Below are 23,347 nucleotides of genomic sequence, written 5' to 3'. Positions count from 1 at the left end.
CTTCAAGTGCGCGGCTCAGCCGGGGCGGCCACGCATGCCACCAGAGATCCCGGACTATGGAGGAAGCGAACGATGACCCTGTCTAGACGTGATCTGCTTCTTGGAACAGCGGGCCTCGCCGCAGGTGCGGCGGGAGCCCAGCTTCTGAATGCCGGGCCGGCTTTCGCGCAAGCAGCCGCCCCGCAATACAAGCCGGAGCAGGGCGCCAGCCTGCGCGTGCTGCGCTGGACACCCTTCGTGAAGGGAGACGAGGATTCCTGGCTCGCCAATACGAAAAAGTTCACCGAAGCTACAGGCGTCGAGGTGCGCGTCGACAAGGAAAGCTGGGAGGACATCCGCCCCAAGGCGGCTGTCGCGGCCAATGTCGGTTCGGGTCCGGACGTCATGCTCGTCTGGTTCGACGATCCGTTCCAGTATCCGGATAAGCTCCTCGATGTCACCGATATCGGAAGCAGCTTTGCCAGCAGGTATGGTGGCTATTATCCAGGCCTCGAAGGCTATGCCAAGCAGGGCGATAAGTTCATCGCGCTCCCCCTTGCGACGATCGGCAATGGCATTCTTTACCGCGACAGCATGGTCAAGCAGGCCGGCTTCTCGAAATTTCCCGAGAAGACAGATGAGTTCCTCGAGTTGTGCAAAGCCCTCAAGGCCAAGAGCAAGCCTCCCGGTTTCGCACTCGGAAAGGCCGTCGGCGACGGCAACAACTTCGCGCATTGGATCGTCTGGAGCCACGGCGGCAAGATGGTCGACGAGAGCGGAAAGGTCGTCATCAACTCGCCCGAAACCATCAAGGCGCTGCAATATGCCCGCGAGCTCTATCAGACTTTCATTCCAGGCACCGAAAGCTGGCTCGACATCAACAACAACCGGGTCTTCCTGGCCGGTGACGTCTCCGTGACGGCAAACGGCGTCTCGCTCTACTATTCGGCCAAGAACGATCCGAAGATGGCCGAGCTGGCACAGGATATCCGATCGACGACCCTGCCGGTCGGCCCTGTCGGCCAATCCGTGGAACTGCACCAGACCACCTCGGCGGTGATCTTCAAATACACGAAGTTCCCGAACGCGGCCCGTGCGTATCTACAATTCATGCTCGACAAGCCGCAGATGGATGCCTGGGTCACCGGAGCGAGCGCCTATTGCTGTCCACCCCTGAAGGGCCTGATCGACAACCCGGTGTGGACGTCCGATCCGGTGCACGAGCCCTACAAGCGTGCCTCGTCGACCCTGCGGCCCAATGGATACGCCGGTCCGCTCGGTTATGCCTCGGCGGCCACGATGGCGGACTACGTCATGGTCGACATGGTGGCCGAGGCCGCTACGGGACAGCGCACGCCTGAGGAAGCCGCCAAGCGCGCGGAGCAGCGGGCCAACCGCTACTACCGCGTCTGACGAACCTGAAGGGGCGGTGCACTCGCACCGCCCCTTGTCCTGTGTTGACGATCCCGGAGGTGCTCCATGGTCGATGCCGCCCTTACCCGCGCCGGCGCGACGGCTGCGACCGCACGCACGCCCCTGATGCAGAGCAAGCTCTTTCTCGGCCTGCTTTTCATGCTGCCGGCGGCCATATTTCTTCTGGTCTTCCTGTCCTATCCGCTCGGGCTTGGCGTCTGGCTCGGTTTCACCGACACGCGCATTGGCCGCGCCGGCGTTTTCGTCGGGCTGGAGAACTACCAGCTCCTCTGGGACGACAGCATCTTCTGGCTCTCGGTCTTCAACACGATTCTGTACACGGTGGTGGCCTCGATCCTGAAATTCATGCTGGGTCTCTGGCTGGCCCTACTCCTCAATGAACATCTGCCCTTCAAGGCCATCATCCGCGCCATCGTTCTCCTGCCCTGGGTGGTGCCGACCGTGCTTTCGGCAATCGCCTTCTGGTGGATCTACGACGCCCAGTTCTCGATCATCTCCTGGGGGCTCATGAAGCTCGGATTGATCGATTCGCCCATCAACTTCCTCGGTAACCCGAACAATGCCCGCGCAACCGTGATCCTCACAAATGTGTGGCGCGGGATTCCCTTCGTCGCGATCACGCTGCTGGCCGGCCTTCAGACGATCTCGCCGTCACTCCATGAAGCAGCGACTCTCGATGGCGCTACCTCCTGGCAGCGGTTCCGCTATATCACGCTGCCCATGCTCTCGCCCTTGATCGCCGTGGTGATGACCTTCTCCGTCTTGTTCACCTTCACGGATTTCCAGCTCATCTACGTGCTGACACGAGGCGGGCCTCTCAACGCGACACACCTCATGGCGACTTTGAGTTTCCAAAGGGCCATTCCTGGCGGCCAGCTGGGCGAGGGCGCGGCGATTGCCGTCGCGATGGTGCCCTTCCTTCTCGCTGCCATTCTCTTCAGCTATTTCGGGCTGCAGCGCCGCCGCTGGCAGCAGGGAGGAGCCGACGCATGACCTCTGGTGCCAGACCCGTCGATCCTGCCGTCACCGACGACAGCGTCGGCATGAGCTATCTCAACCGCACACCGCAGAGATTGCTCACGGTGTATCTGCCGTTGGCGGTCTTCGTGTTCGTCCTCCTGTTTCCCTTCTACTGGATGACGATCACGGCCCTGAAGCCCAATGCGGAGCTCAACAATTTTCGCGATTACAACCCGTTCTGGCCCTCCAGCCCGACACTGGAGAACATTCGTTACCTTCTGTTCGAAACGTCCTATCCCGGCTGGCTCGTCAACACGATGGTGGTGGCGGTAGGGTCGACTTTCCTTTCGCTCGCCGCATCGGTGTTTGCGGCCTATGCCATCGAGCGCATCCGCTTTCCCGGCTCCCGTTGGACGGGCCTGGGGATCTTTCTGGCCTATCTGGTGCCGCCCTCGATCCTCTTCATTCCACTGGCGGTGATGATCTTCAAATTCGGGATCTACGACTCGAAGCTCGCCTTGATCTTCACCTATCCGACGTTCCTCATCCCTTTCTGCACCTGGCTGCTGATGGGCTATTTCCGTTCCATTCCATACGAGCTGGAGGAATGCGCTCTCGTCGATGGAGCGTCACGCTGGCAGATCCTGACGAGGATCATGCTGCCGCTCGCGGTGCCGGGCCTCATCTCGGCTGGCATTTTCGCCTTTACCCTCTCCTGGAACGAATTCATCTATGCGCTCACCTTCATTCAGTCTTCCGAGAACAAGACCGTGCCCGTGGGGATGCTGACCGAGCTCGTGCGCGGCGACGTCTACGAATGGGGGGCGCTCATGGCGGGTGCACTTCTGGGGTCGCTGCCGGTCGTGCTGCTCTACTCGTTCTTCGTCGACTATTACGTGTCTTCAATGACCGGTGCGGTGAAGGAATAGCTGACGACAAACGAGCAGCCTCAAAAGCGGCGATCGCTACGCGTATTGACGGGCGATCACGAAAGCCAGGATTTGGACCTCTCCTGTCATCACTCGTTGCTTTGGTCACCGCCGTCGGGACACTCGGACCTGCGAGCAACGTCTCCTCCCGGCACGACCCGAGAGTCAGGCTTCGGTCCGCTCGCCTGGCTCAAGCAGACGTTCGTGAAGGGCAGGGGAGCGTCGGAGTCCGACCCGAAGCCGACCTTCATTGTTCAAGTTGGACGGTGTGTTGCTGCTGCAGCCCGTCTCGGCTGTTGAAGAAGAGCTCTATCGTGCGACGGGGCCCTCTTCGGTCTTGATATATCTCGGCCAGGTCGTGACGGCGGTCTCCGGAGACCGCCGTCCGTTGCATCATTGCTCCTCGTGAAGGGGACTCGGCGCGGTTGCGAGTTTCAGTTCTTGGGCTTCTCCAGAACAGGGAACTTGATGCCCAACTGGTCCAGATACGTCGCGTACTTCGACGGGTCGTAATAGTACTTCTTCATCTCGGGTCGGTAGGTCGCCATGATGTCGGCGTTGATCTGGATCTGGGGCTTGTCCTCGGCCGAGAGCATCGGAGTGTACTTCTGGTTCTTCTGCTGCTCGTTGGCGAAGTACTGCTTGGCCTGCACCAGCAGTTCCGGCTTCGAAAGCAGGTCGATGGCTGTCATCGCGATCACTTTCGATCCTGCAACGATTCCCTTGTGTGCGATAGGTGTCGCCATCGACATGGCGTTCGACCAGTGGTGGCCCGGCAGGTTCGGGATGTTGGACGGATAGTTCAACGTGATCGTCGGGACCGTCCAGGAGATGTCGCCGATGTCGTCCGAGCCGCCGCTCTCGGGCTTCTCGAGCGGCTGCTCGAGTTTCTTCAATTCGGTTGCGAGCCCTTCCTCCTTGTCCTTGACCGTGCGCTGCACCGCCTTGGCGAAGGCATGCTCATCCTCCGTCCACTTAGGAAGCCCGACCTGCTGGATGTTGGCGTATGCGGCCTCCGCAATCGGCTTGTTGAAGTGGCGCGGCGCCGCCGTGCCGATGACCTTTCGGGTGACAGTGGTGTCCGTCATTTTGGCAGCGGCCTCCGAGATGGTGTTGGCGGTCTCGAAGTTCTTGCGGATGTTCCCGAAATCCAGCTCGCGGATGAAGTACCAGACACTGGCGACCGACGGCACGACGTTGGGCTGATCGCCCCCGTCCGGGATCACGTAGTGAGAACGCTGCTCCGGCCGCAAATGCTCGCGGCGCATGTTCCAGGCGATGTTCATGAGCTCGACCCCGTCGAGCGCGCTGCGTCCCCGCCATGGGGCTGCGGCGGAATGCGCCGACTCGCCGCTGAAGGTGTACTCGACGGAGACCATGCCCGTGCCCCTGGGCTGGCCCCAGGTGGTCTCAAGATTGTTGCCGACATGGGTGAAGAGAACCGCGTCAACCCCGTTGAACACGCCATCACGCACCATGTATGCCTTGCCTCCGAGAAGCTCCTCAGCGACGCCGGGCCAGAGCATGATCGTGCCGGGGATCTTGTCCCGCTCCATGATCTCCTTGAGTGCGAGTGCCGCGACGACATTGAGGGCTTGACCGGAATTGTGCCCCTCCCCATGTCCCGGCGCCCCTTCGATCATGGGCTCACGGTAAGCCACGCCTGGCTTCTGCGATGCCTTCGGTATACAGTCGATGTCGCTGCCGAGGGCGATCACCGGACCTCCGGACCCCCACTTGGCAACCCACCCTGTCGGCAGTCCCGCGACGTTGCGCTGGACCGAGAAGCCGTTCTTCTCGAGAATGTCCGTGATGTACTTGGAGGTCTCGAATTCCTGAAACGCGAGCTCGCCGAAGCTGAAGATTGAGTCGTTCATCTCCTGGGCGAGCTTGGCGCGGGCCTCAACGCCCTCGACGGCGCGCTTCTTCAGTTCCGCGATGCGCTCGACCAATGCGGCATCCTGTTGGGCGGTCTGTGCAAGGACAGGTGCGGCGGTCGTGAGCAGAGCGGTGAGTACAAGGCTGGGCAATAGACCATGCTTCATGAGATCCTCCCGGGTCTTCCGATCGGCGCCGGCAAATCAGGCGGCGCAAACAACATCCGATCAGAACGCGAGTCTTTAGGCTTCGGCGTGGAATGCAGATCAGTCATCGGATAATTACATGGCTGTTGCTGGAACTTTTTCTGACGTCGCGAGATCACGACGCGTTTTGCCCAACGCATCAGAGGTGCCAAGCGGCCGATGGCGAGGTTGCAACTTGAATTGGAAGGGCGGCTTCCGGCACATCCCGGACGCAGGCCGACTGTCTGCTCAGGCAGAGAATACCGAACGTTCAGAAAAGGGAGGGGATTTCCTGGTTCGCTCCAAGTGGGATCTTCATCGGGACGAACTCCCGCGATGACGGTGCCGACCGATCGACCGAGACGCGATCGGGTTTGCCAATCTCAAGCACGCGTCGAATACCTTCGTGGTTCGAGTTCGGCTGCCGCGGCTCGACCATGACACGTCGGTGGTAAAGGACACGCCGGTTCGGTTGCCCTGATCAACTCAGCGTGGCAACGCTCATGTCTCCCTGCTCGGACAGGCGAGGGCCGAATTGGGACGTGCTGATGGTCGGCCGGCCCGTGATGAGTTCCGCGCAACGGCTTCCGAGCATCATCGCGGGCGCATTCGTGTTGCCCGCATTGATGTTGGGCATGGCCGACAGATCGCACACCCGCAGATTCTCGATGCCGCGCACGCGGAGCCTGGAATCGAGAACGGCCATGGGATCGCTCGCCGTGCCCATCCGGCAGGTTCCGCTGGGATGGTAGTTCGTCTTCACGAAACGCCGGCAATGCTTCATGATCGCCTCGTCGCTGAGATCGTTCGGATCGGGGATCGAGACGCGCTCGATCCGTTCCGCCAATGGACTGGTCTCGAACGCGCGAATGAAGAAGCGCTGTCCGTCGATCATCGCCTGGGCATCGTCCGGATGTTTCAGGAGATTGGGCGAGACCAGGGGCATGTCTTCCGGATCGGCCGAGCGCAGCCGAACGAAGCCGCGGGATTTCGGCTTCACCACGACCGTCGTGATCGTCAGTCCGTAGGTGTCGTCGACCAGCCCGAGCGTGTCCCGGTCGAGATAGATGATCGGCACGCAGAAGGCTTGGATCGTGGGCTCCGCATCCGGATCCCTGGGATTGACGAAAGCCCCGGCTTCGACGCCGGCCGAGAGGATCGGCCCTGAGCGAAACAGCCGGAAATGAAGGCCGTTGAGGAGCATCCGCCATCCGATGCCCTGCTTGTAATATCCATAGGGACCGTTGGCTTTCGCGATGAGGGGCACCTCCGGGTGATCGACCAGATTCTCTCCGATGCCCGGCAGATCGGCGATGCAGGGGATTCCGTGCTCTCGCAACTGACCGGCCGGGCCGATGCCCGACAGCATGAGAAGCTGCGGCGTGACAAGGGCTCCGGACGCAACGATCACCTCGCCATCCGCATAAACCCGGTGGTCGATGCCTTTCGCGTCACGATAGGTGACGCCGATCGCGCGGCCGTTCTCGATCTCGATCTTGCGCACCCGCGACTGCAGGCGGATGACGAGGTTCGGGTTGTCTGCGAGCGGCGCCAGGAAGGCATAGGCCGCGCTGCTCCGGCGGCCGCGCCGGTTCATGAACTGGTAGAAGCCGACACCCCGCTGCTTCGATCCGTTGAAGTCAGGGTTGAACGGTTCTCCAAGGGCCTGGATGGCCTGCACGAACCATCGTGACATGTCGTTGATGTGGCCGGGGTCCGATACCAGCAGCGGACCGTCGGCGCCGTGCAACTCATTGTAGAGCCTGTTGTTGCCCTCCATGGTGCGGAAGTGGGGCAGCACGTCGGACCAGCCCCAGCCCGGATAGTCGTTCTCCCCACGCAGCATCTCGTGCCATTCGTCGTAGTCCGACGGGCGGCCGCGCATGTAGACCTGCGCGTTGACCGATGAGCCGCCGCCGAGAACGTTGGCCTGAGGGATGTCATGCACGCGGCCGTCCAGATGTTCCTGCGGAATCGTGTGATGATACCGCATGTATTTGCTGCCGTTGATCATCTTGAAGATGCCGGGCGGCATGTCCAGGAGCGGATGGCGATGGGAATAGCCGCCCTCGAGCAACAGGACGCGCCTGCCTTCGTTGACAAGTCGCGCGGCCGCGACGGAACCGGAGGAGCCGCCGCCGACGATGATATGGTCGAAACGCTCTTTCATGGATGCACCTGCTTCGCTATCGGCCGATGATGTTCGGTGTCTCAGGCCCTGATCGTATCGAGACCCTTCCAATCGAAGGCGATGCCGTGGCCGGGACGATCCGGCGCCAGAGCGAACCCATCCTGGATCTTGAGCGGTTCGGCGATGTAGCGCTCGAGCCCGAAGCCGTGGGCTTCGAGGTAGGAGCGGTTGGGACAGGCTGCCAGCAGATGGACGGTCACGTCGTGCGCGCCGTGGCTGGTGACCGGAAGATTGAAGGCCTCCGCCAGATGGGCGATTTTCATGAAGGGCGTGACGCCGCCGCAATTGGTGACGTCGGGCTCGGGATAGGTCACGCCGCCGCCGGCCACGTAGAGCTTGAACTCCCAGAGCGTCCGCAGGTTTTCGCCCGCGGCGATCGGCAGCCCGCCCTCGCGCACGATGCGGGCGTGGCCTGCGGGATCGTCGGGAATGGTCGGCTCCTCGAGCCAGGTGAGGTCGAAGGGCTGCAGGGCCCGCGCGGCGCGGATCGCGCCGTCGACGCTCCACTTCATGTTGGCGTCCGCCATCAGCGGGAAGCCGGCGCCGAGATGCTCGCGCATCGCCTTCACCCGCTCCACATCCTCGAACAGGTTGGCGCGGCCGACCTTCATCTTGATGGCGCGGAAGCCCTTGCCGAGATTGTCGTCCGTCTGGCGCAGCAGCTTGTCGAGGGGCAGATCGAGATCGATGCCGCCGGCATAGCAGGGCACCTTGGCCTCGAAGCCGCCGAGCGCCTTCCAGAGGGGGAGATGGGCGCGCTTGGCCTTGAGGTCCCACAGGGCCATGTCGAAGGCGGAGAGCGCCAGGACCGTCGGCCCGCCACGGCCGCCGTAATGGAGCGCCCACCAGGCTTTGTGCCAGAGGCGCTCGATTTCATCGGCCTCTTCGCCGTCCATGATCTCGGGGAGCTCACGCGCCAGGATCGTGTCGATGGCGGCTCCGTTGCGCCCCACGGTGAAGGTGTAGCCGACGCCCTCGGCCCCATCGGAATCGCGAATGCGCACCGTGTTCAGCTCGAAGGCACGCATCTCGCCGTGCATGGAATCGGTCAGAACGGTCGGCAGCGGGATGCGGTAGAAGCCGGGTTCGATGGAGGTGATGCGGGGCATGGCTGTCCTTCGCTTGCTCGATGATCGAATGCGTGACCCTTCAGGAGGCCGCCTCTTCGGCGCGCATGCTCAACCTCGCCTGGATGGCGACGACGAGCAGCAGGAACGCGCCGCGGATGACGGATTGCCAATAGGCGGAGAGGCTGATCCAGCCGAGGCCGTTCTCGAAATTCAGGATGTTGAAGATCAGGCCGAGCAGGAGCACGCCCGCGAGCGTCGAGCCGACCGAGCCGACACCGCCCGTGAGGAGCGTCCCGCCGACCACCACCGCCGCAATGGCGAAGAGCTCCCAGCCGACGCCTTCGATGGGCTGGCCCGCGCCGAACTGCGCCGCGAGGATCACGCCCGCAAGGCCCGCGAGGCCGCCGCTCGCCAGGTAGACGAGCGCCTTCACCCGGGTGGCCGGAAGTCCCATGAGGCGCGCCGCATCCTCATTGCCGCCGATCGCCAGTACGGTGCGCCCGAAGGAGGTCAGGTTGAGAACGAGCGAGCCGACGAGATAGGCGACCAGCGCGATCCAGGCCGGAACGGGAAAGCCGAGGAAGTCGCCCTGGCCGAGTTCGGTGAAGCCTGATTCATAGGAGACCGAAACCGACTGGTTCTCCGCCAGCAGCAGCGCGCAGCCGCTCGCCGCCAGCATCGTGGCCAGGGTGGTGATGAAGGGCAGGATGTTGAGCCGCGTGATGATGAGGGCGTTGCAGGCCCCGACCGCCAGTCCCGCGGCCAGTCCGCCGAGCAGCCCGGGCAGGACGCCGTAGGGCGAAAGCAGGGCCGCCACGACGCTTCCGAGCGCTGCGGTCGAACCCACCGAGAGATCGATGCCGCCGGTGATGATGACGAAGCACATCCCGAGCGCGACCAGCGCGAACATGCTGTTGTAGCGCAGGACCGAGAGCACGTTGAACGCGCCGAGGAAGTTCTCGTAGCGCAGCCAGCCGACCAGGATCAGGGCGAGAAGCGCCAGGAGGACGCCGTAGCGTCCGATGCCGTGAAAGAGTTTGAGCGTGGTGGGATTCATCGACGACCTCAGCGATGGCTCTGCCGCTGCAGCCAGACGGCCAGCACGATGATGACGGCCTTCGCCACCAGCGCCGCCGCATCCGGCACGCCGTTGGCAAGCAGCGTGTAGCGAACGAGCTGGATGATGAGCGCACCCACCAAGGTGCCGATCACCGTGGCGCGGCCGCCGGTGAGAAGCGTACCGCCCACGGCCACGGCCGCGATGGCGTCGAGCTCCATGCCGAGACCGACGAGATTGGCATCCGCGGCGGAGTTGCGGGCGATGACGATGAGACCCGCGATCCCGGACAGAAGGCCGCTGATGAGATAGACCCGCTGCTTCACCGAGACCACGGGAATGCCCGCGAGCCTGGCGGCCTTCTCGTTGCCGCCGATGGCCAGGATCTGCCGGCCGAACACGGTGCGCCTGAGCATCCAGGCCGCGGCGGCGACGATGACGACCATCAGGATCGCCTGGAAGGGGATGCCGAATACGCGCCCGAGGCCGATGAACTGGAAGCTCGGCAGGTTGAACACCTGCAGATTGCCGTTGGTGAAGACCTGCGCGATGCCGCGCCCTGCGATGAAAAGCACGAGGGTCGCGATGATCGGCTGAATTCTCAGGCGCGTCACCAGCCAGCCGTTGAACCAGCCCAGCGCCGCCGCGACGAGAACGGGCACCACGAACGCCAGCGCAATGCCGACGGCCGGGTGGGGCAGGGGGAAGAGCTTGCCGAGGAAGATCAGCGGCGCCAGCGCTCCGGCGATGGCCATGAGCGCGCCGACGGAGAGGTCGATGCCGCCCGTGGCGATGACGAGGGTCATCCCGACGGCGACGATCACGATGGTGCAGACCTGGGTGAGGTTGACGTTGAGCGTCTGCCAGGTGGCGAAGTTCGGCGTGACGGCGAGATTGACCAGGATCAGCATCGCGAGAGCGATCCAGGCGCCGTAGCGCGTCAACCCGAGCCTGATGTCGAAGCGAGGCGCCCTTTGGGCGGGAGGAAGGGTGGTGGCGGATTCAGCCATGGGCCTCCTCCCGTGAATCCTCGTGCCCATGGGCCATGGCGGCCATGACGCTCTGCTCGTTCACCGCATCTCCTTTCAGCTCCGCGGCCGTGTGACCGTCGCGGAGGACGAAGATGCGGCTGGCGGCCTCCACGACTTCCTCCAGCTCCGAGGAGATCATCAGAACGCCGAGGCCCTGGCCGGCGAGCTCCCGGATGAGACTCAGGATCTCGGCCTTGGCGCCGACATCGATCCCGCGGGTGGGTTCGTCGAGGATGAGCAGTTTGGGGTTCATGCAGAGCCAGCGGGCAAGCAGCACCTTCTGCTGGTTGCCGCCCGAGAGCTCGCGAATGCGCTGTTCGGGTCCGGCACATCGGATGCCGAGGCGTTTGATGAAGCGGTCGACGATCTCCTGGCTGCGCCCCTCGTCCACGATGCCGCGTCGGGCCAGCTGCGGCATGAGCGCCAGCGTCAGGTTCTCGCGCACGGACATGTCGGGAATGATGCCCTCGAGCTTGCGATCCTCCGAGCAGAAACCCATGCCGGCCCGGATCGCATCCGAGGGGGCCGCAATCCGGTTGTCGCTCCCGGCGAAGGTGACGGTGCCGGCGTCCGGCTTGTCGGCTCCGAAGACGGCGCGCACGGATTCCGTCCGGCCCGCGCCGAGAAGTCCGGCGAGACCCACGATCTCGCCGGGGCGCACCTCGAAGCTGACGTCGCGAACCTTGCGACCGACAGCGAGGTTCGCGACTTTCAGAACCGGCTGACGGGCTTCGCTGTCGGGATCGCCGGCATCGTGCCCGTCCTGCAGAACCTGGGTCAGCTCCCGTCCCAGCATGGCGGTGACGAGATCGAGCCGCGACAGCTCCGCCAGGGGGGCCACCTGCACGGTGCGCCCGTCGCGCATGATGGTGACGCGGTCGCAGACGGCGTAAAGCTCGTCGAGCTTGTGGCTGACGAAGATGACGGAGACGCCCGCCGCCTTGAGCTGGCGGATAACGCCGAACAACACCTCGACCTCGCGCTCGTCGAGAGAAGACGTGGGCTCGTCCATGATGACGAGCCTGGCCTCGAACCCGATGGCGCGGGCGATGGCGACCATCTGCTGGATGGCTGTCGGATAGGCCATGAGCGGACGGTGCACGTCGATGTCGATGTTGAATCGGGCCAGGAGCGCGCGGGCCTCCGCGTGCATGGCAGGCCAATCGAGGAGGCCGAAGCGGCGCTTCTCTCGACCCAGACAGATGTTCTCCGTCACGGACCGGTAGGGCACCAGGTTGATCTCCTGATAGATCGTGCTGATGCCCGCGCGCTGCGCGTCCTGCGGCGAGGAGAATTCCGCCGGCTTTCCGTCGAACGAGATCTCGCCCGCATCCTTCCTGTAATAGCCGGTCAGGATCTTGATCATGGTCGACTTGCCGGCGCCGTTCTGGCCGATCAGGGCATGGACTTCGCCCTTCTCCACCACGAGTTCCGCCGCGCGCAGGGCCGGTATTCCGGCGAAGCGCTTGTCGATGCCATGCATGGTGAGAAGCGGCGCCATGAAACGTCCGTCGATCCGTTCGTCAAAGCGAGGAGGGGCGCTGCCCGTCGACATGACAGGCAGCGCCCTCGCGTTCAGTATGCGTCGGCGATGAGCTGGGTCGCGTTCGACTTGTCGAAGAAGCGGTCGGTGTTGATCACCCACGGCTCGATCTTCTCGCCTTTGGCATAGCGAGCCAGGGTCTCGAAGGCCTTCGGCCCGAACTTCGGATTGCACGCGACGGTCGCCAGCATCTTGCCGTCGATGATGGCCTGGAGCGCGTCGCGGGTGCCGTCGACGGAGACCACGATCACGTCCTTGCCGGGCTTCTTGCCGGCCGCTTCGAGAGCCGCGATCGCACCGATTGCCATCTCGTCGTTGTGAGCGTAGATGGCCGTTGCGTCGGGATGGGCCTGCAGCAGCGTTTCGGCAACCTGCCGGCCCTTGTCGCGGGCGAAGTCGCCCGACTGGGACGCGACGACCTTCATGCCGGGATGCGCCTTGATGTAATCCTCGAAGCCCTTGCGGCGGTCATTGGCCGGCGACGAGCCGGTGGTGCCCTCGAGCTGGATGATCTTGGCGTTCCCGTTCACGGCCTTGGTCAGCGCCTCGCCGGCGCGCTTGCCCTCATCCACGAAGTCCGACCCGATGAATGTCACATAATCCCGACCGGCCTTGGCGAGGCTCTGGTCCACATTGCGGTCGAGAAGCACCACCGGAATGCCGGCCTTCTTGGCCGCCATGACGGCGGGAATCAGGGGCTTCTCCTCGCGCGGAGCGAGGAAGATCAGGTCGACGCCCTGCGCGATCATCGAGTTGACGTCGGCCACCTGCTTGGCGGCGGAGCCGGCAGCATCCGTGTAAACCAGCTGGTGACCGAGCTTGGCGGCCTCGGCCTTCATGCTTTCCGTCTGCGCGATGCGCCACGGATTGTTCGACTCGGTCTGCGCGAAGCCGACCTTGTACTTCTCTTTTTGCTTCAGCTTGGGCAGGTCCTGCGCGGACGCGCCGCCAAGTCCAAGACCGATGGCAGCGACGCCCGTCGCGAGTGCAAGGAAAGTCCTTCTCAGCATTATCTTCCTCCATGAAGGTTTCGCCCCGTTTTCGGGGTTCTTTATGTCTTGCCGCAGCTCTCGTGGCTGCAGGTCGTCACCAGCGGACGTAGGTCGTCTGCTTCCGCAGGTATCCGTCGAAACCGTACTTGCCGTCCTCTCCACCAAGGCCAGAGTGCTTCCAGCCCGTGTGGAAACCTTGAACGAGCTCGCCGCAGGGACGGTTGACATAGAGTTCGCCGAAGGCGAGCTCCCGCGAGAGCCGCATCACCCGGCGAAGATCGTTGGTGTAGACATAGGCCGACAGGCCGTAGCTGGTATCGTTGGCGAAGCTCAGCGCCTGCTCGAAGCTGTCGACCGTCATGACCGGTGCGACAGGACCGAAGATCTCGCGCTGCATGACCAAGGCGTCGTTGGCGTCGACGCGCAGAACCGTGGGCTCGAACCAATGGCCGCGGGAAAAGTCGCCTTCCGTCAGGCGGTGCCCGCCCGCGAGAACCTCGGCGCCCGCCGCGATGGCGTCGTTCACGATCTCCTCGACCTTGTCGACCTCGGGGCGGTTCACCTTCGGTCCCATGTCGGGATTGGTCATGGGGTCGGCGAGACGCATCTGCTTCACCCGGGACACGAACTTGTCGAGGAACGGCTCCGCGATGTTCCGATGCAGATACATGCGCTCGTTGCAGGTGCAGATCTGCCCGCAATTGGTGAAACGCGAAACGATCGCGGCGTCCACCGCCGCCTCGATGTCCGCATCCTCGAGAACGATGAACGGCGCCTTGCCGCCGAGTTCGAGGCGCACGACCTTCAGTTCCTGCGCGCTCGCGGCGTAGATCTCCCGTCCGGCGCGGACGCTGCCCGTCATCGTGATCATGTCGCTCAAGGGGGATCGTACGAGCGTGTCGCCGACCGTGCGGCCATCGCCCGTGATCACATTGAGAACGCCCTTCGGGATGCCGACCTCATGGGCAAGGCGGGCGATCTCGAGAGCCGACAATGGTGTGGATTCATGACCCTTGACGACCATCGCGTTGCCGGCAACGAGGGCCGGGCCGATCTTGCGCGCCGCCAGGGCTGCCGGATAGTTCCAGGCCGTGAGGCCGACCACCACGCCGAACGGAACACGGCGGATCCAGACTTCCTCGTTCTGGAAATCGGACGGGAGAATATCGCCCTCGATGCGCCGCGCACTCTCGGCCGCGAAGGTCAGAAACGTGATGACGGCGTCGATCTCGCCTTCGGCCTGGTTCAAGGGCTTGCCCTGCTCCAGCACGACAATCCGGGCGAGACGCGCCTTCTCCCGCTTCACGGCCGCGGCGAGATCGTTGACGTAGCCGGCACGGACAATCGGCGGCAGGGCCGCCCATGCGGGCTGCGCGCGTCGCGCTGCCTCCAGGGCAGCCGTCGCGTCCTCCGCCGTTCCGGCCGGGACGGTCGCAAAGACGACCTCGTTTGCGGGATTCTCGACGTCCGACCGCCCGGAGGAACGTCCGTCCGTCCAGGCCCCGTCGATGTACATCTGATAGTGCGTCACGTCCTCAGCGCGCGTAGCCTGAAGCGAACTGGTCATAGGAGGCCCTCGCAAGATCCCCGACGGGGAGGCTGCGGATCGGAGTTCGACAGCGGAGTGCTTTGAAATGGCGTCACCAGTCTCTCTCCCTGTTTGCCCAAGCTGAGCATCTCGAACCAAACACCGTTTATCGGTCTATTTGGTTCGACCGAAATCAGGATGGTCGGACAGTCGAGGGCTGTCAAGTGTCATCATTTTCAGCCTCCAAGCGTCAATGTGCCGTGTTTTGTGGTCAAATCCGGAGGATCTTGACCACATGAGGTGCGGGCTGATGGATTTTGGTCCGACCATATGGTATCTCTCAGGGGCTTGAAGATCGGCTGTGGCTCGTTCCGGACAGGTTTTCGATCTCGAACGACGAAGAGGTGACCATGGACCTGAGCGAAAAGCTGGATGGCCACGGAACAGCAGGGACGTCAGGGCGTCGGTCGGATGTCGTTGCACTCGAACTCGCGCGCATGATCCAAACAGGGGACCTGCAGGAAGGCGTGCGCCTGCCGGCCGAGCGTGAGCTGATGCAGCGCTACGGCGTGAGCCGGACCGCCGTGCGTGAGGCCATCGTTTCTCTGGCCAATCGTGGTTTGATCGAAACGCGCCTCGGTCACCGACCGATCGTGCGTAAGGCCGATTACGAAATCGCCGTCGACAAGGTCGGAAATCTGGTCGGGCATCTCATGGTCGATCGCGAAGGCGTCTGGAACCTGTTCGAAACGCGAATCTTCATCGAAGGCTCGCTCGCGCGCTGGACCGCCAAACATGCGCGACGCGCCGATCTCGAAGAACTTCGCGCGGCCCTCGACAACAATCGCGAGGCGATCGGCGATCCGCTCCGGTTCGACGAGACGGATGCGGCCTTCCACGCGATCCTCTATCGTGTCCCGGGAAACCCGATCTATCCGGCCATTCACAAAGCCTATGTGGAATGGCTCACCCAACACTGGCGCTCGATGAAGCGCGGGGCAGGGATCGACCAGATGAACCATGCGGGACATGTGGCGATCTTCGATGCGATCGTGGCGCGCGATCCCGACAATGCCGAGGAATCGATGCGGCGCCACCTCGACGCCGCCTGGGAGTTCGTCCGTTCGACGTTTCCAACCGACAGGTAGGACGCGCCTGTGAGGCGATCGGGTGCTGGGCTTGCATCAAGGGAGATGTCGGCCCGCACGATCTTCCTGTCACAGGACCGCCCCGTCAGAGACACGCGCAGTGCTCGCCGGCAATCCCTGACGATCGCATCCGCATTTCACCAACCATTTCCTGACTCTTGCCCCGCGCGGACGACGTTACCCCGGCACGTGTCCCTTCACCGCATGCGCGCGTGCCCCGTAGGCGATGCGTCCGTCGGCATCTGCGGGCAGACGCGCGCGCACCCGGCTCTTGAGTGTCTCGACGTCTTCCGCCGTCATCGTGGCGATTGCAGCCCGCATCGAAGGGGACTTCAGGCTGGTCATCCAGAAGTCGTCGAAATCCGCGAAGGTCCGACGCACGGTGATCTCGCGCGTGTCCACGGCCTCGAGACCGGCGCCGGTCCACAGGTCGTGCATCACTTCCCGTCGTGACGCATCCAATTGCGGCGGGCGCGGGGGCGCAAGGTCCATCGCGCGCATCTCGACGAGGATCGGATCCAGTGGAAAGCCGCCGCCCAGCATGTCCCACATGTAGGCCGCGACCGTGCCGCCCGGCCTCACCACCCGAACCATTTCCGCGAGGCCTTTGGCCGGTTCGGGGACGAAGACAAGGACCAACGCCATCACGGCTGCGTCGAACCTGTCGGCGGGGAAGGGAAGTGCCATGGCGTCGCCCTGGCGGAACTCCGCCGCGCGAGACGCGGGTCGAGAGCGTGCAAAGGCCAACTGCCCTTCGGACGGATCGATCCCCAGGACCTCCACCGGGGCGCACCGCTCGACCAGCAGTTCGGTGAAGGCCCCGCTGCCGCATCCGACGTCGATCCATCGCCACCCCGACGGCGGCGCCAGCCAATCGAGGAAGATCTCGCCGGCAAACCGGCTCCAGATCCCCATCATCTGCTCGTAGGCGGCGCCGTCATCGAAGCGAATTTTCTGTTCGACCATTGGTGACGTCCTGCCATAGCCCGTCGGTCCACCGGCCTGAGAGTACCACCTTGCTCGTGTTTCCAGAACCCGAAAGCCGCAGCGTGCCAATCGTTCGCGCATGTTCTGTATAAAGAACAAATCGGTGCGTTGGGTGAGGAGGACGGGCGAGGGCTTCCCTCCGTCTCGAGCCGATCCGCAGGAAAACAGAACAAACATCTCTCATTCGGCCCGAAAAGAGAAGATTTTGCTCGTTCGGGTTGTTCTAAAAAAAGAACGTTCCAATTGCTTTTTCGGACGTTCCGCCGCGATAATCCGTTCATCGTTCGGCCTAATGACCAGCCGTGCAGGGGATGTATCGTGACACTCAAATCTCGCCTCACTAGCAAAGTCGGCCTTGCGGCCTTGGTTGGAGCCACGTTCCTGGCGGGCACCGCGCTATGGGGCAGTGGCGCGATGGCTGCCGGATCCGACGGCGCTCCCGTGAAGGGCGGCGCGCTGGTCTATCTCGAGCAGCAGCCCCACACCAACCTCTACCCGCCGGCGGGCGGCTTCTATCCGAACGGCGGGATCCTCAACCAGATCACCGACAAGCTGACCTATCAGAACCCCAAGACGCTTGAGATCGAGCCCTGGATCGCCGAGTCGTGGACGGTGAACGCCGACGCGACGGAATACACGTTCAAGATCCGCAAGGGCGTGACGTTCTCCGATGGAACGCCGCTCGATGCCGCCGCCGTGGCCAAAAACTACGACACGTTCGGGCGCGGCAACAAGGAGCTGAAGCTGCCGATCTCGGAGGTCATCAACAATTACGACCGCAGCGAGGTCATCGATCCGCAGACGGTGAAGTTCACGTTCAAGAAGCCGTCGCCCGGCTTCCTGCAGGGCACGTCCGTGATCGGATCCGACCTCGTGTCCCTGAAGACCCTCGCGCTGCCCTATGAGGCCCTGGGCGATGCCACGAAGATCATCGGCTCGGGCCCGTTCGTCGTCGCCAGCGAAACGCTCGGACGCGAGCTCACGCTGAAAGCGCGCCCCGACTACAATTGGGGTCCGGCCAAACTCGAGCACCAGGGCCGCGCCTATCTCGACGAGATCAAGTACATCGTCACGCCGGAAGACAGCGTGCGCATCGGCGGCCTGTTGGCCGGGCAGGCCGACATCATTCGCCAGATCCAGGCCTATGACGAGAAGCAGGTCGAGGATGAGGGATACCTGATCTACGCGCCCTCGACCCGGGGCGTGAACAACAGCGTCGTCTTCCGTCCCGACAACCCGATCGTGGCCGATGTCCGGGTCCGTCGTGCGCTGCTGCACGCCACCAACACGGACGAGATCGTCTCGACCCTGTTCTCGGACAATTACCCGAAGGCGAGCTCGATCATCGCCAAGACGGCGCTCGGCTATGTCGACCTCTCACAGAAGCTTTCCTACGACATCGAGAAGGCCAAGGCGCTGCTCGATGAGGCAGGCTGGAAGGTCGGCGCGAACGGCCAGCGTCAGAAGGACGGCAAGCCATTCGAGCTGTCGGCCTACGAATCCCTGCCGCAGCCGCAGAACAAGGAGACGCTGCAGCTGGTCGCCCAGCAATGGGAGAAGATCGGCGTGAAGCTGAACGTCCTCACGGCCGACTCGGGCAGCGCCGTCGTGAACAATCTCGATCCCGCCAAGGCGCCCGTCTCGCCGGCCATGGTGGGCCGCGCCGATCCGGATGTGATCAAGAGCCAGTACTATCCGACCAATCGCAATGTCCTGCTGCAGAAGGGCGGAAACAGCGACAAGGTCCAGTCCTTCGTCGACGAGAAGCTGAACGCGCTCCTGGATCAGCTCGCCTCCGAGCCGGATCGCGCCAAGCGCCTCGCGGTCGCAGGCGACGTTCAGAACTACGTGGTCGATCAGGCCTACGCCATTCCGATCTTCGAGGAGCCGCAGGCCTTTGCGGCCGCTCCTTACGTGAAGGGCGTGTCCTTCGAGGCAGTCGGTCGTCCCAGCTTCTACGACACCTGGCTGGCGCCGCGCCGCTGAAAAACCCTCTAGGTCGGCCGGGTGTCGCAGATGAACGACATCCGGCCCGCCATTCATCGATCCCATCGATTTCCAGACAGGATCTCTCATGTCGCGATACGTGATTGGAAGGATCGGGCAGGCGGCCCTCGTGCTCTGGGCCGCGTTCACCGTTTCATTCGTCCTGCTGCAGGCCCTGCCGGGCGATGCCATCCTCATCAAGTTCCTCAATCCCGAACTCGGCCTCGGCCCGGAGCAGATCGCGGATATCCGCGCATCCTATGCGGCCGACAGCCCGCTTTGGGTGCAGTATTTCAATACCGTCGTGAATTTCCTCACCGGTCATTTCGGCTATTCGATTCACGCGGGCGTTCCCGTCGGTGATCTGCTTCTCGCCAACCTGCCTCCGACCCTGTGGCTCGCGACGCTCGGCTTTCTGCTGTCGCTCATCCTCGCGCTAACGCTCGCCGCTCTCTCGGCGCTGTCTCCCTTCGCGTGGCTGCGCTCCTTTATCCAGTCGATTCCGGCGCTCTTCATCTCGACGCCCGTGTTCTGGCTGGGAATCCTGCTGATCCAGGTGTTCTCGTTCCAGCTCAAGCTCATTCCTGTGATCAATCCGGGACCGTGGGAGGCCCTGATCCTTCCCGTCGTGACATTGGCCGTTCCGATCTCGGCGCCGCTGGCCCAGATCCTGATGCGCAATATCGACGACGTCCTGATGGAGCCCTTCGTTGCGGTTGCCCGCGCCAAGGGAGCCTCCCATTGCTGGGTTCTGTGGCGGCACGTGGCAAAGAACGCCGTGCTGCCGACCCTGACCATCGGCGGCATCCTGTTCGGGGAGCTTCTGGCGGGCGCGGTCGTCACGGAAGCGGTGTTCGGCCTCAACGGCATCGGCGGGCTGACGCAGCGCTCCGTCGGCGATCAGGACATCGCGGTCCTGCAGGCGATCGTCGTGTTCTCGGCGGCGGCCTTCGTGCTCATCAATCTGACGGTGGACCTGCTCTACCCCGTCTTCGACCCACGCCTCAGAGTGAGACAAGGAGCTGTCGCATGACCGGCCTGAACGCGATCGGACGCAGTCTGCTGCGCGACGATGCGGATATCCTCAAAAGTGCCTCTCCGGGATCAACGCGGGTTTCATCGGGCGTGCGTTGGCTGAAGAGCATCAGGAGCATCCAGCCGGGTCTGGTGCTGGCCTGGATCGTCATGGCCATCGTCGTGCTCTGGGCGCTGTTCCCGCAATGGTTCACGGGCTACAGCGCCACCGCCGGGGTTGCGCGCCAGCAGCTTCGCGCACCAAGCGCCGAGCATTGGCTCGGCACCGATGCGCTGGGACGTGATCTTCTGGCCCGCATCATCTATGGCGCGGGCAATTCGCTCTCCGGAGGCTTCGTGGCCGTCGGCGTCGGCCTCGTGGTGGGCACGACGCTCGGCATCGTCGCCGGATCGGCGCGAGGCAGGATCGACGGCGCCATCATGCGCGGCGTCGACGTGCTGCTGTCGATCCCGCAGCTTCTTCTGTCGCTCAGCATTGTCATCCTCCTCGGGTTCGGCATCGTGAACGCCGCCATCGCGGTCGGTGTCACATCGATCGCCAGCTTCGCGCGGCTTGCCCGTTCCGAGGTGGTGAGGGTCCGGGCCAGCGATTACGTCGAGGCGGCCTTCGGGAGCGGCGGGACGTTCAGCCGCGTTCTGCTGCGCCATATCCTGCCGAACTCCCTGACGTCGGTGATCGCGTTCGCAGCCCTGCAACTCGGCTGGGCCATCCTGACCATCTCCACGCTGGGCTTCCTCGGCTACGGCGCGCCGCCGCCGACGCCGGAATGGGGCCTGCTGATCGCCGAGGGCCGGAACTACATCGCGCGGGCCTGGTGGCTGACGACCGTCCCCGGAATCGTCGTCATTCTCGTCGTCCTATCGGCGAACCGCATCAGCCAGTCCTTCGGAAAGGCCAAGGCATGACCGCCGCGCTCAATATCAGGCCTGCGTCCACGGATGCCCCGACCACACCGGTTCTCGAGATCGGCAATCTCGCCGTCGGTTATCGCGGCAGCGACGGGTTTCATCGGGTCGTCCACGACGTTTCGCTGCTGGTGCGTCCGGGCGAAGTCGTGGCGCTCGTCGGCGAGTCGGGCTCCGGAAAGACCACCACGGCGCAGGCGGTGATCGGACTTCTCGCGGAGAACGGCCGATTGGAGGCCGGGACGGTCCGGCTCAACGGCACCGATATCGCGGGCTGGTCGCAGAGGCAGCTCGATACCATTCGCGGCAGGAAGATCAGCCTGATCCCGCAGGACCCGACGAGTTCGCTCAACCCGGTCAAGACCATCGGCGCGCAGGTCGCCGAAGTGCTTCAGATCCACCGGCAAGGCAGCAGGACGGAAATCGACGCGCGCGTCGTCGAGCTGCTGGCGCGCGTCGGCCTCTCGCAGCCTGAGCTGCGCGCCAGGCAATATCCGCACGAGCTCTCGGGCGGCATGCGTCAGCGCGTCCTGATCGCCATCGCGATTGCCCTGCGCCCGGCCCTGATCATCGCCGACGAACCCACCAGCGCGCTCGATGTGACGGTGCAGAAGCGCATCCTCGACCTGATCGATGAGCTGCGCCGCGAAGACGGCACGGCGGTTCTGTTGGTGACCCACGACCTGGGGGTCGCGGCCGATCGCGCCAACCATATCGTCGTGCTCAAAGGGGGACGTATTCAGGAGCAGGGGCCGACCTCGGAGGTCCTGGGCTCTCCACGCAGCGAGTATACGCGCAAGCTTCTGGCCGATGCTCCCTCCCTCGGCAAGATCCGCTCCACCCCCCGGGCCAGGTCCCCGCGCGTCAGTGGGAGCGATGACGCCATCGTCGTCGAGAACCTCGTGCAGGATTTCTCGGTCCACGGCCGCCGGGAGGCCTTCCGAGCGGTGGACGACGTTTCCTTCACCGTCCAAAGGGGAACGACCCACGCCATCGTGGGCGAGTCCGGCTCGGGCAAGACGACGACCGCACGCGGCATCGTCGGCTTCCAAAGGCCCACTTCAGGGCGCATCCTCGTCGACGGTGTCGATGTGACGACCCTGCGCGGGGAAAACCTCCGCCGGTTCCGCAAGACGATCCAACTCGTCTACCAGAACCCGTTCGCCTCGCTCGATCCGCGGCAGACCATCTTCCAGATCGTCGAGGAGCCACTTCTGAATTTCGATCCCGTGCCGCGGGAGGATCGGGCGAGGAAGGTCCATGCCATTCTCGAGCGGGTCGGTCTTCCGCAATCGATTCTGACCCGCAAGCCTCGCGCCCTCTCTGGAGGGCAGCGGCAGCGCGTCGCGATTGCCCGCGCGCTCGTGCTCGATCCGCAGGTCCTGGTGCTGGACGAGGCCGTGTCGGCGCTCGACGTCACGGTGCAGGCGCAGATCCTGGAACTGCTCGAGGAACTGCAGCAGGCCCTTGGACTGACATATCTCTTCATTTCCCACGATCTCGCAGTGGTCCGTCAGATCTCGGACACAGTCTCGGTCCTGCACAACGGCCGCCAGGTCGACAGCGGCCGCGTCGAGGATGTGTTCCTGCGCCCGGGCAGCGCCTACACGCGCGAACTCATCAGCGCGATCCCAGGACAGCGCAATGCCAACCAATCCTGATCCCAGAAGATCAAGCGGAGCAAACCGATGACAAATTCCTCGCACCGACAACGCCTCGGGTTCTTCACCCGCCTTCTGGATCAGGCCAGTGCAGGCGAGCGCTACCGGTTGGCCGCCGAGCAAATCGGTCATGCGGAGCGGCACGGGTTCGACTCGGCCTGGGTCGCCCAGCACCACTTTCATGAGGCGGAAGGCGGTCTCCCTTCTCCGCTCGTCTTCCTGTCCCACGTGGCGGCGCGGACCTCGAAGATTCGCCTCGGCACGGGGATCATCACCCTGCCGCTCGAAAACCCCATTCGGGTGGCGGAAGACGCGGTGGTGCTCGACCTCCTGTCCGGTGGTCGTCTCGAGGTCGGCGTCGGAACCGGCGGCACGCCGTCGTCCTTCACGGCATTCGGCCTCGACAGCACCAACCGCTCGGAGATCTACGATCGAAATCTCGCCATCGTGCGGGACGCCTGGGACGGTCGGCCTCTCGAGGGAGGCGATTCGATCTATCCGGCTGCACCGGGCCTGAACGATCGCGTCTGGCAGGCGACCTTCTCCGTCGGAGGAGGAATCCGCGCCGGAAAGGCCGGCGACGGCCTCATGCTCTCGCGCACCCAACCCCGGCCCAAGGACGCGCCTCGAGCCTCTCTCCCGGACATTCAGCATCCCATCATCGATGCCTATCTCGAGGCGCTGCCCAAGGGCCGGGAGCCGCGGATCGTCGCCTCGCGTCGCATTGCATCGCCTGAATTGCTCCCTGATTTTGGATCGTTGCCTCATCTGATTTGCTCCCGAGCTCTGGCGAGCTGCGGGGGCGATGATGAGGCAGGTGAGCATGACAACACGCAATGAGCTGATC

At 63.8% G+C, this 23,347-nt stretch carries 17 protein-coding genes and 1 pseudogene; 9 read left to right on the top strand and 9 right to left on the bottom strand.

The features are described 5' to 3' along the window. The first annotated feature begins 72 nt into the window (after positions 1-72). From FS320_RS11630 to FS320_RS11620, 3 genes are all read left to right on the top strand, one after another. Positions 73-1,392, top strand: a complete 1,320-nt coding sequence (locus FS320_RS11630) for an ABC transporter substrate-binding protein (protein ID WP_152711627.1) — start codon at positions 73-75, stop codon at positions 1,390-1,392. Between the two features lie 126 nt (positions 1,393-1,518). After that, complete coding sequence (locus tag FS320_RS11625; RefSeq protein ID WP_420846727.1) at positions 1,519-2,406, top strand: carbohydrate ABC transporter permease; 888 nt, start codon at positions 1,519-1,521, stop codon at positions 2,404-2,406. Continuing rightward, complete coding sequence (locus FS320_RS11620) at positions 2,403-3,302, top strand: carbohydrate ABC transporter permease (RefSeq protein ID WP_152711623.1); 900 nt, start codon at positions 2,403-2,405, stop codon at positions 3,300-3,302. The genes FS320_RS11625 and FS320_RS11620 overlap by 4 nt, the downstream gene beginning before the upstream one ends. 434 nt (positions 3,303-3,736) lie before the next feature. Here the strand turns inward: FS320_RS11620 and FS320_RS11615 are convergent, their stop codons facing one another. The 8 genes from FS320_RS11615 to aldA form a co-directional block, all read right to left on the bottom strand. Beyond that, positions 3,737-5,347 (bottom strand): amidohydrolase, encoded by a 1,611-nt coding sequence (locus tag FS320_RS11615; RefSeq protein WP_152711621.1) that lies wholly within the window; start codon positions 5,345-5,347, stop codon positions 3,737-3,739. A 499-nt stretch (positions 5,348-5,846) separates the two neighbouring features. Next, the gene (locus tag FS320_RS11610) at positions 5,847-7,535 is read right to left on the bottom strand and encodes a GMC family oxidoreductase (RefSeq protein ID WP_152711619.1); all 1,689 of its coding nucleotides are present in this window, start codon (positions 7,533-7,535) and stop codon (positions 5,847-5,849) included. A 41-nt stretch (positions 7,536-7,576) separates the two neighbouring features. After that, a complete protein-coding gene (locus FS320_RS11605; protein ID WP_152711617.1) occupies positions 7,577-8,665 on the bottom strand; it encodes a mandelate racemase/muconate lactonizing enzyme family protein in 1,089 nt (362 codons plus the stop codon). A gap of 40 nt (positions 8,666-8,705) precedes the next feature. Further along, positions 8,706-9,683: an ABC transporter permease gene (locus tag FS320_RS11600; RefSeq protein WP_152711615.1), complete on the bottom strand. Its 978-nt coding sequence runs from the start codon at positions 9,681-9,683 to the stop codon at positions 8,706-8,708. An 8-nt stretch (positions 9,684-9,691) separates the two neighbouring features. Further along, positions 9,692-10,693, bottom strand: coding sequence for an ABC transporter permease (locus FS320_RS11595; RefSeq protein ID WP_152711614.1), 1,002 nt, complete (start codon positions 10,691-10,693; stop codon positions 9,692-9,694). After that, complete coding sequence (locus FS320_RS11590; protein WP_152711665.1) at positions 10,686-12,215, bottom strand: sugar ABC transporter ATP-binding protein; 1,530 nt, start codon at positions 12,213-12,215, stop codon at positions 10,686-10,688. The genes FS320_RS11595 and FS320_RS11590 overlap by 8 nt, the downstream gene beginning before the upstream one ends. Positions 12,216-12,289: 74 nt before the next feature. Continuing rightward, positions 12,290-13,267 (bottom strand): ABC transporter substrate-binding protein, encoded by a 978-nt coding sequence (locus tag FS320_RS11585; protein WP_152711612.1) that lies wholly within the window; start codon positions 13,265-13,267, stop codon positions 12,290-12,292. A gap of 76 nt (positions 13,268-13,343) precedes the next feature. Next, positions 13,344-14,816: an aldehyde dehydrogenase gene (gene aldA / locus FS320_RS11580; protein ID WP_152711610.1), complete on the bottom strand. Its 1,473-nt coding sequence runs from the start codon at positions 14,814-14,816 to the stop codon at positions 13,344-13,346. A gap of 371 nt (positions 14,817-15,187) precedes the next feature. Here aldA and FS320_RS11575 point away from each other — a divergent pair, with 371 nt between their 5' ends. Beyond that, a complete protein-coding gene (locus FS320_RS11575; protein ID WP_152711608.1) occupies positions 15,188-15,925 on the top strand; it encodes an FCD domain-containing protein in 738 nt (245 codons plus the stop codon). A 177-nt stretch (positions 15,926-16,102) separates the two neighbouring features. Here the strand turns inward: FS320_RS11575 and FS320_RS11570 are convergent, their stop codons facing one another. Continuing rightward, positions 16,103-16,891 carry a class I SAM-dependent methyltransferase gene (locus FS320_RS11570; protein ID WP_152711607.1) on the bottom strand — a complete coding sequence of 263 codons (789 nt, stop codon included), beginning with the start codon at positions 16,889-16,891 and terminating at the stop codon, positions 16,103-16,105. Positions 16,892-17,326: 435 nt separating this feature from the next. Between FS320_RS11570 and FS320_RS11565 the strand changes: the two genes are divergently transcribed. The 5 genes and pseudogenes from FS320_RS11565 to FS320_RS11545 form a co-directional block, all read left to right on the top strand. Continuing rightward, positions 17,327-18,898 (top strand): TIGR04028 family ABC transporter substrate-binding protein, encoded by a 1,572-nt coding sequence (locus FS320_RS11565; protein WP_210252205.1) that lies wholly within the window; start codon positions 17,327-17,329, stop codon positions 18,896-18,898. 88 nt (positions 18,899-18,986) lie between these two features. Further along, positions 18,987-19,931 (top strand): ABC transporter permease, encoded by a 945-nt coding sequence (locus FS320_RS11560; RefSeq protein ID WP_152711605.1) that lies wholly within the window; start codon positions 18,987-18,989, stop codon positions 19,929-19,931. Continuing rightward, entirely contained in the window at positions 19,928-20,839 is a 912-nt protein-coding gene (locus FS320_RS11555) for an ABC transporter permease (protein ID WP_152711604.1), read from the top strand. The genes FS320_RS11560 and FS320_RS11555 overlap by 4 nt, the downstream gene beginning before the upstream one ends. After that, entirely contained in the window at positions 20,836-22,500 is a 1,665-nt protein-coding gene (locus FS320_RS11550; RefSeq protein WP_152711603.1) for a dipeptide ABC transporter ATP-binding protein, read from the top strand. Before FS320_RS11555 ends, FS320_RS11550 begins: the two co-directional genes overlap by 4 nt. A gap of 27 nt (positions 22,501-22,527) precedes the next feature. Further along, a pseudogene (locus tag FS320_RS11545) lies at positions 22,528-23,226 on the top strand (putative FMN-dependent luciferase-like monooxygenase); the annotation flags it as partial. Positions 23,227-23,347 lie beyond the last annotated feature (121 nt).

Source organism: Microvirga tunisiensis (assembly GCF_009296175.1).
Classification (GTDB): Bacteria; Pseudomonadota; Alphaproteobacteria; order Rhizobiales; family Beijerinckiaceae; genus Microvirga; species Microvirga tunisiensis.
This window is presented reverse-complemented; position numbering and strand designations above follow the sequence as displayed.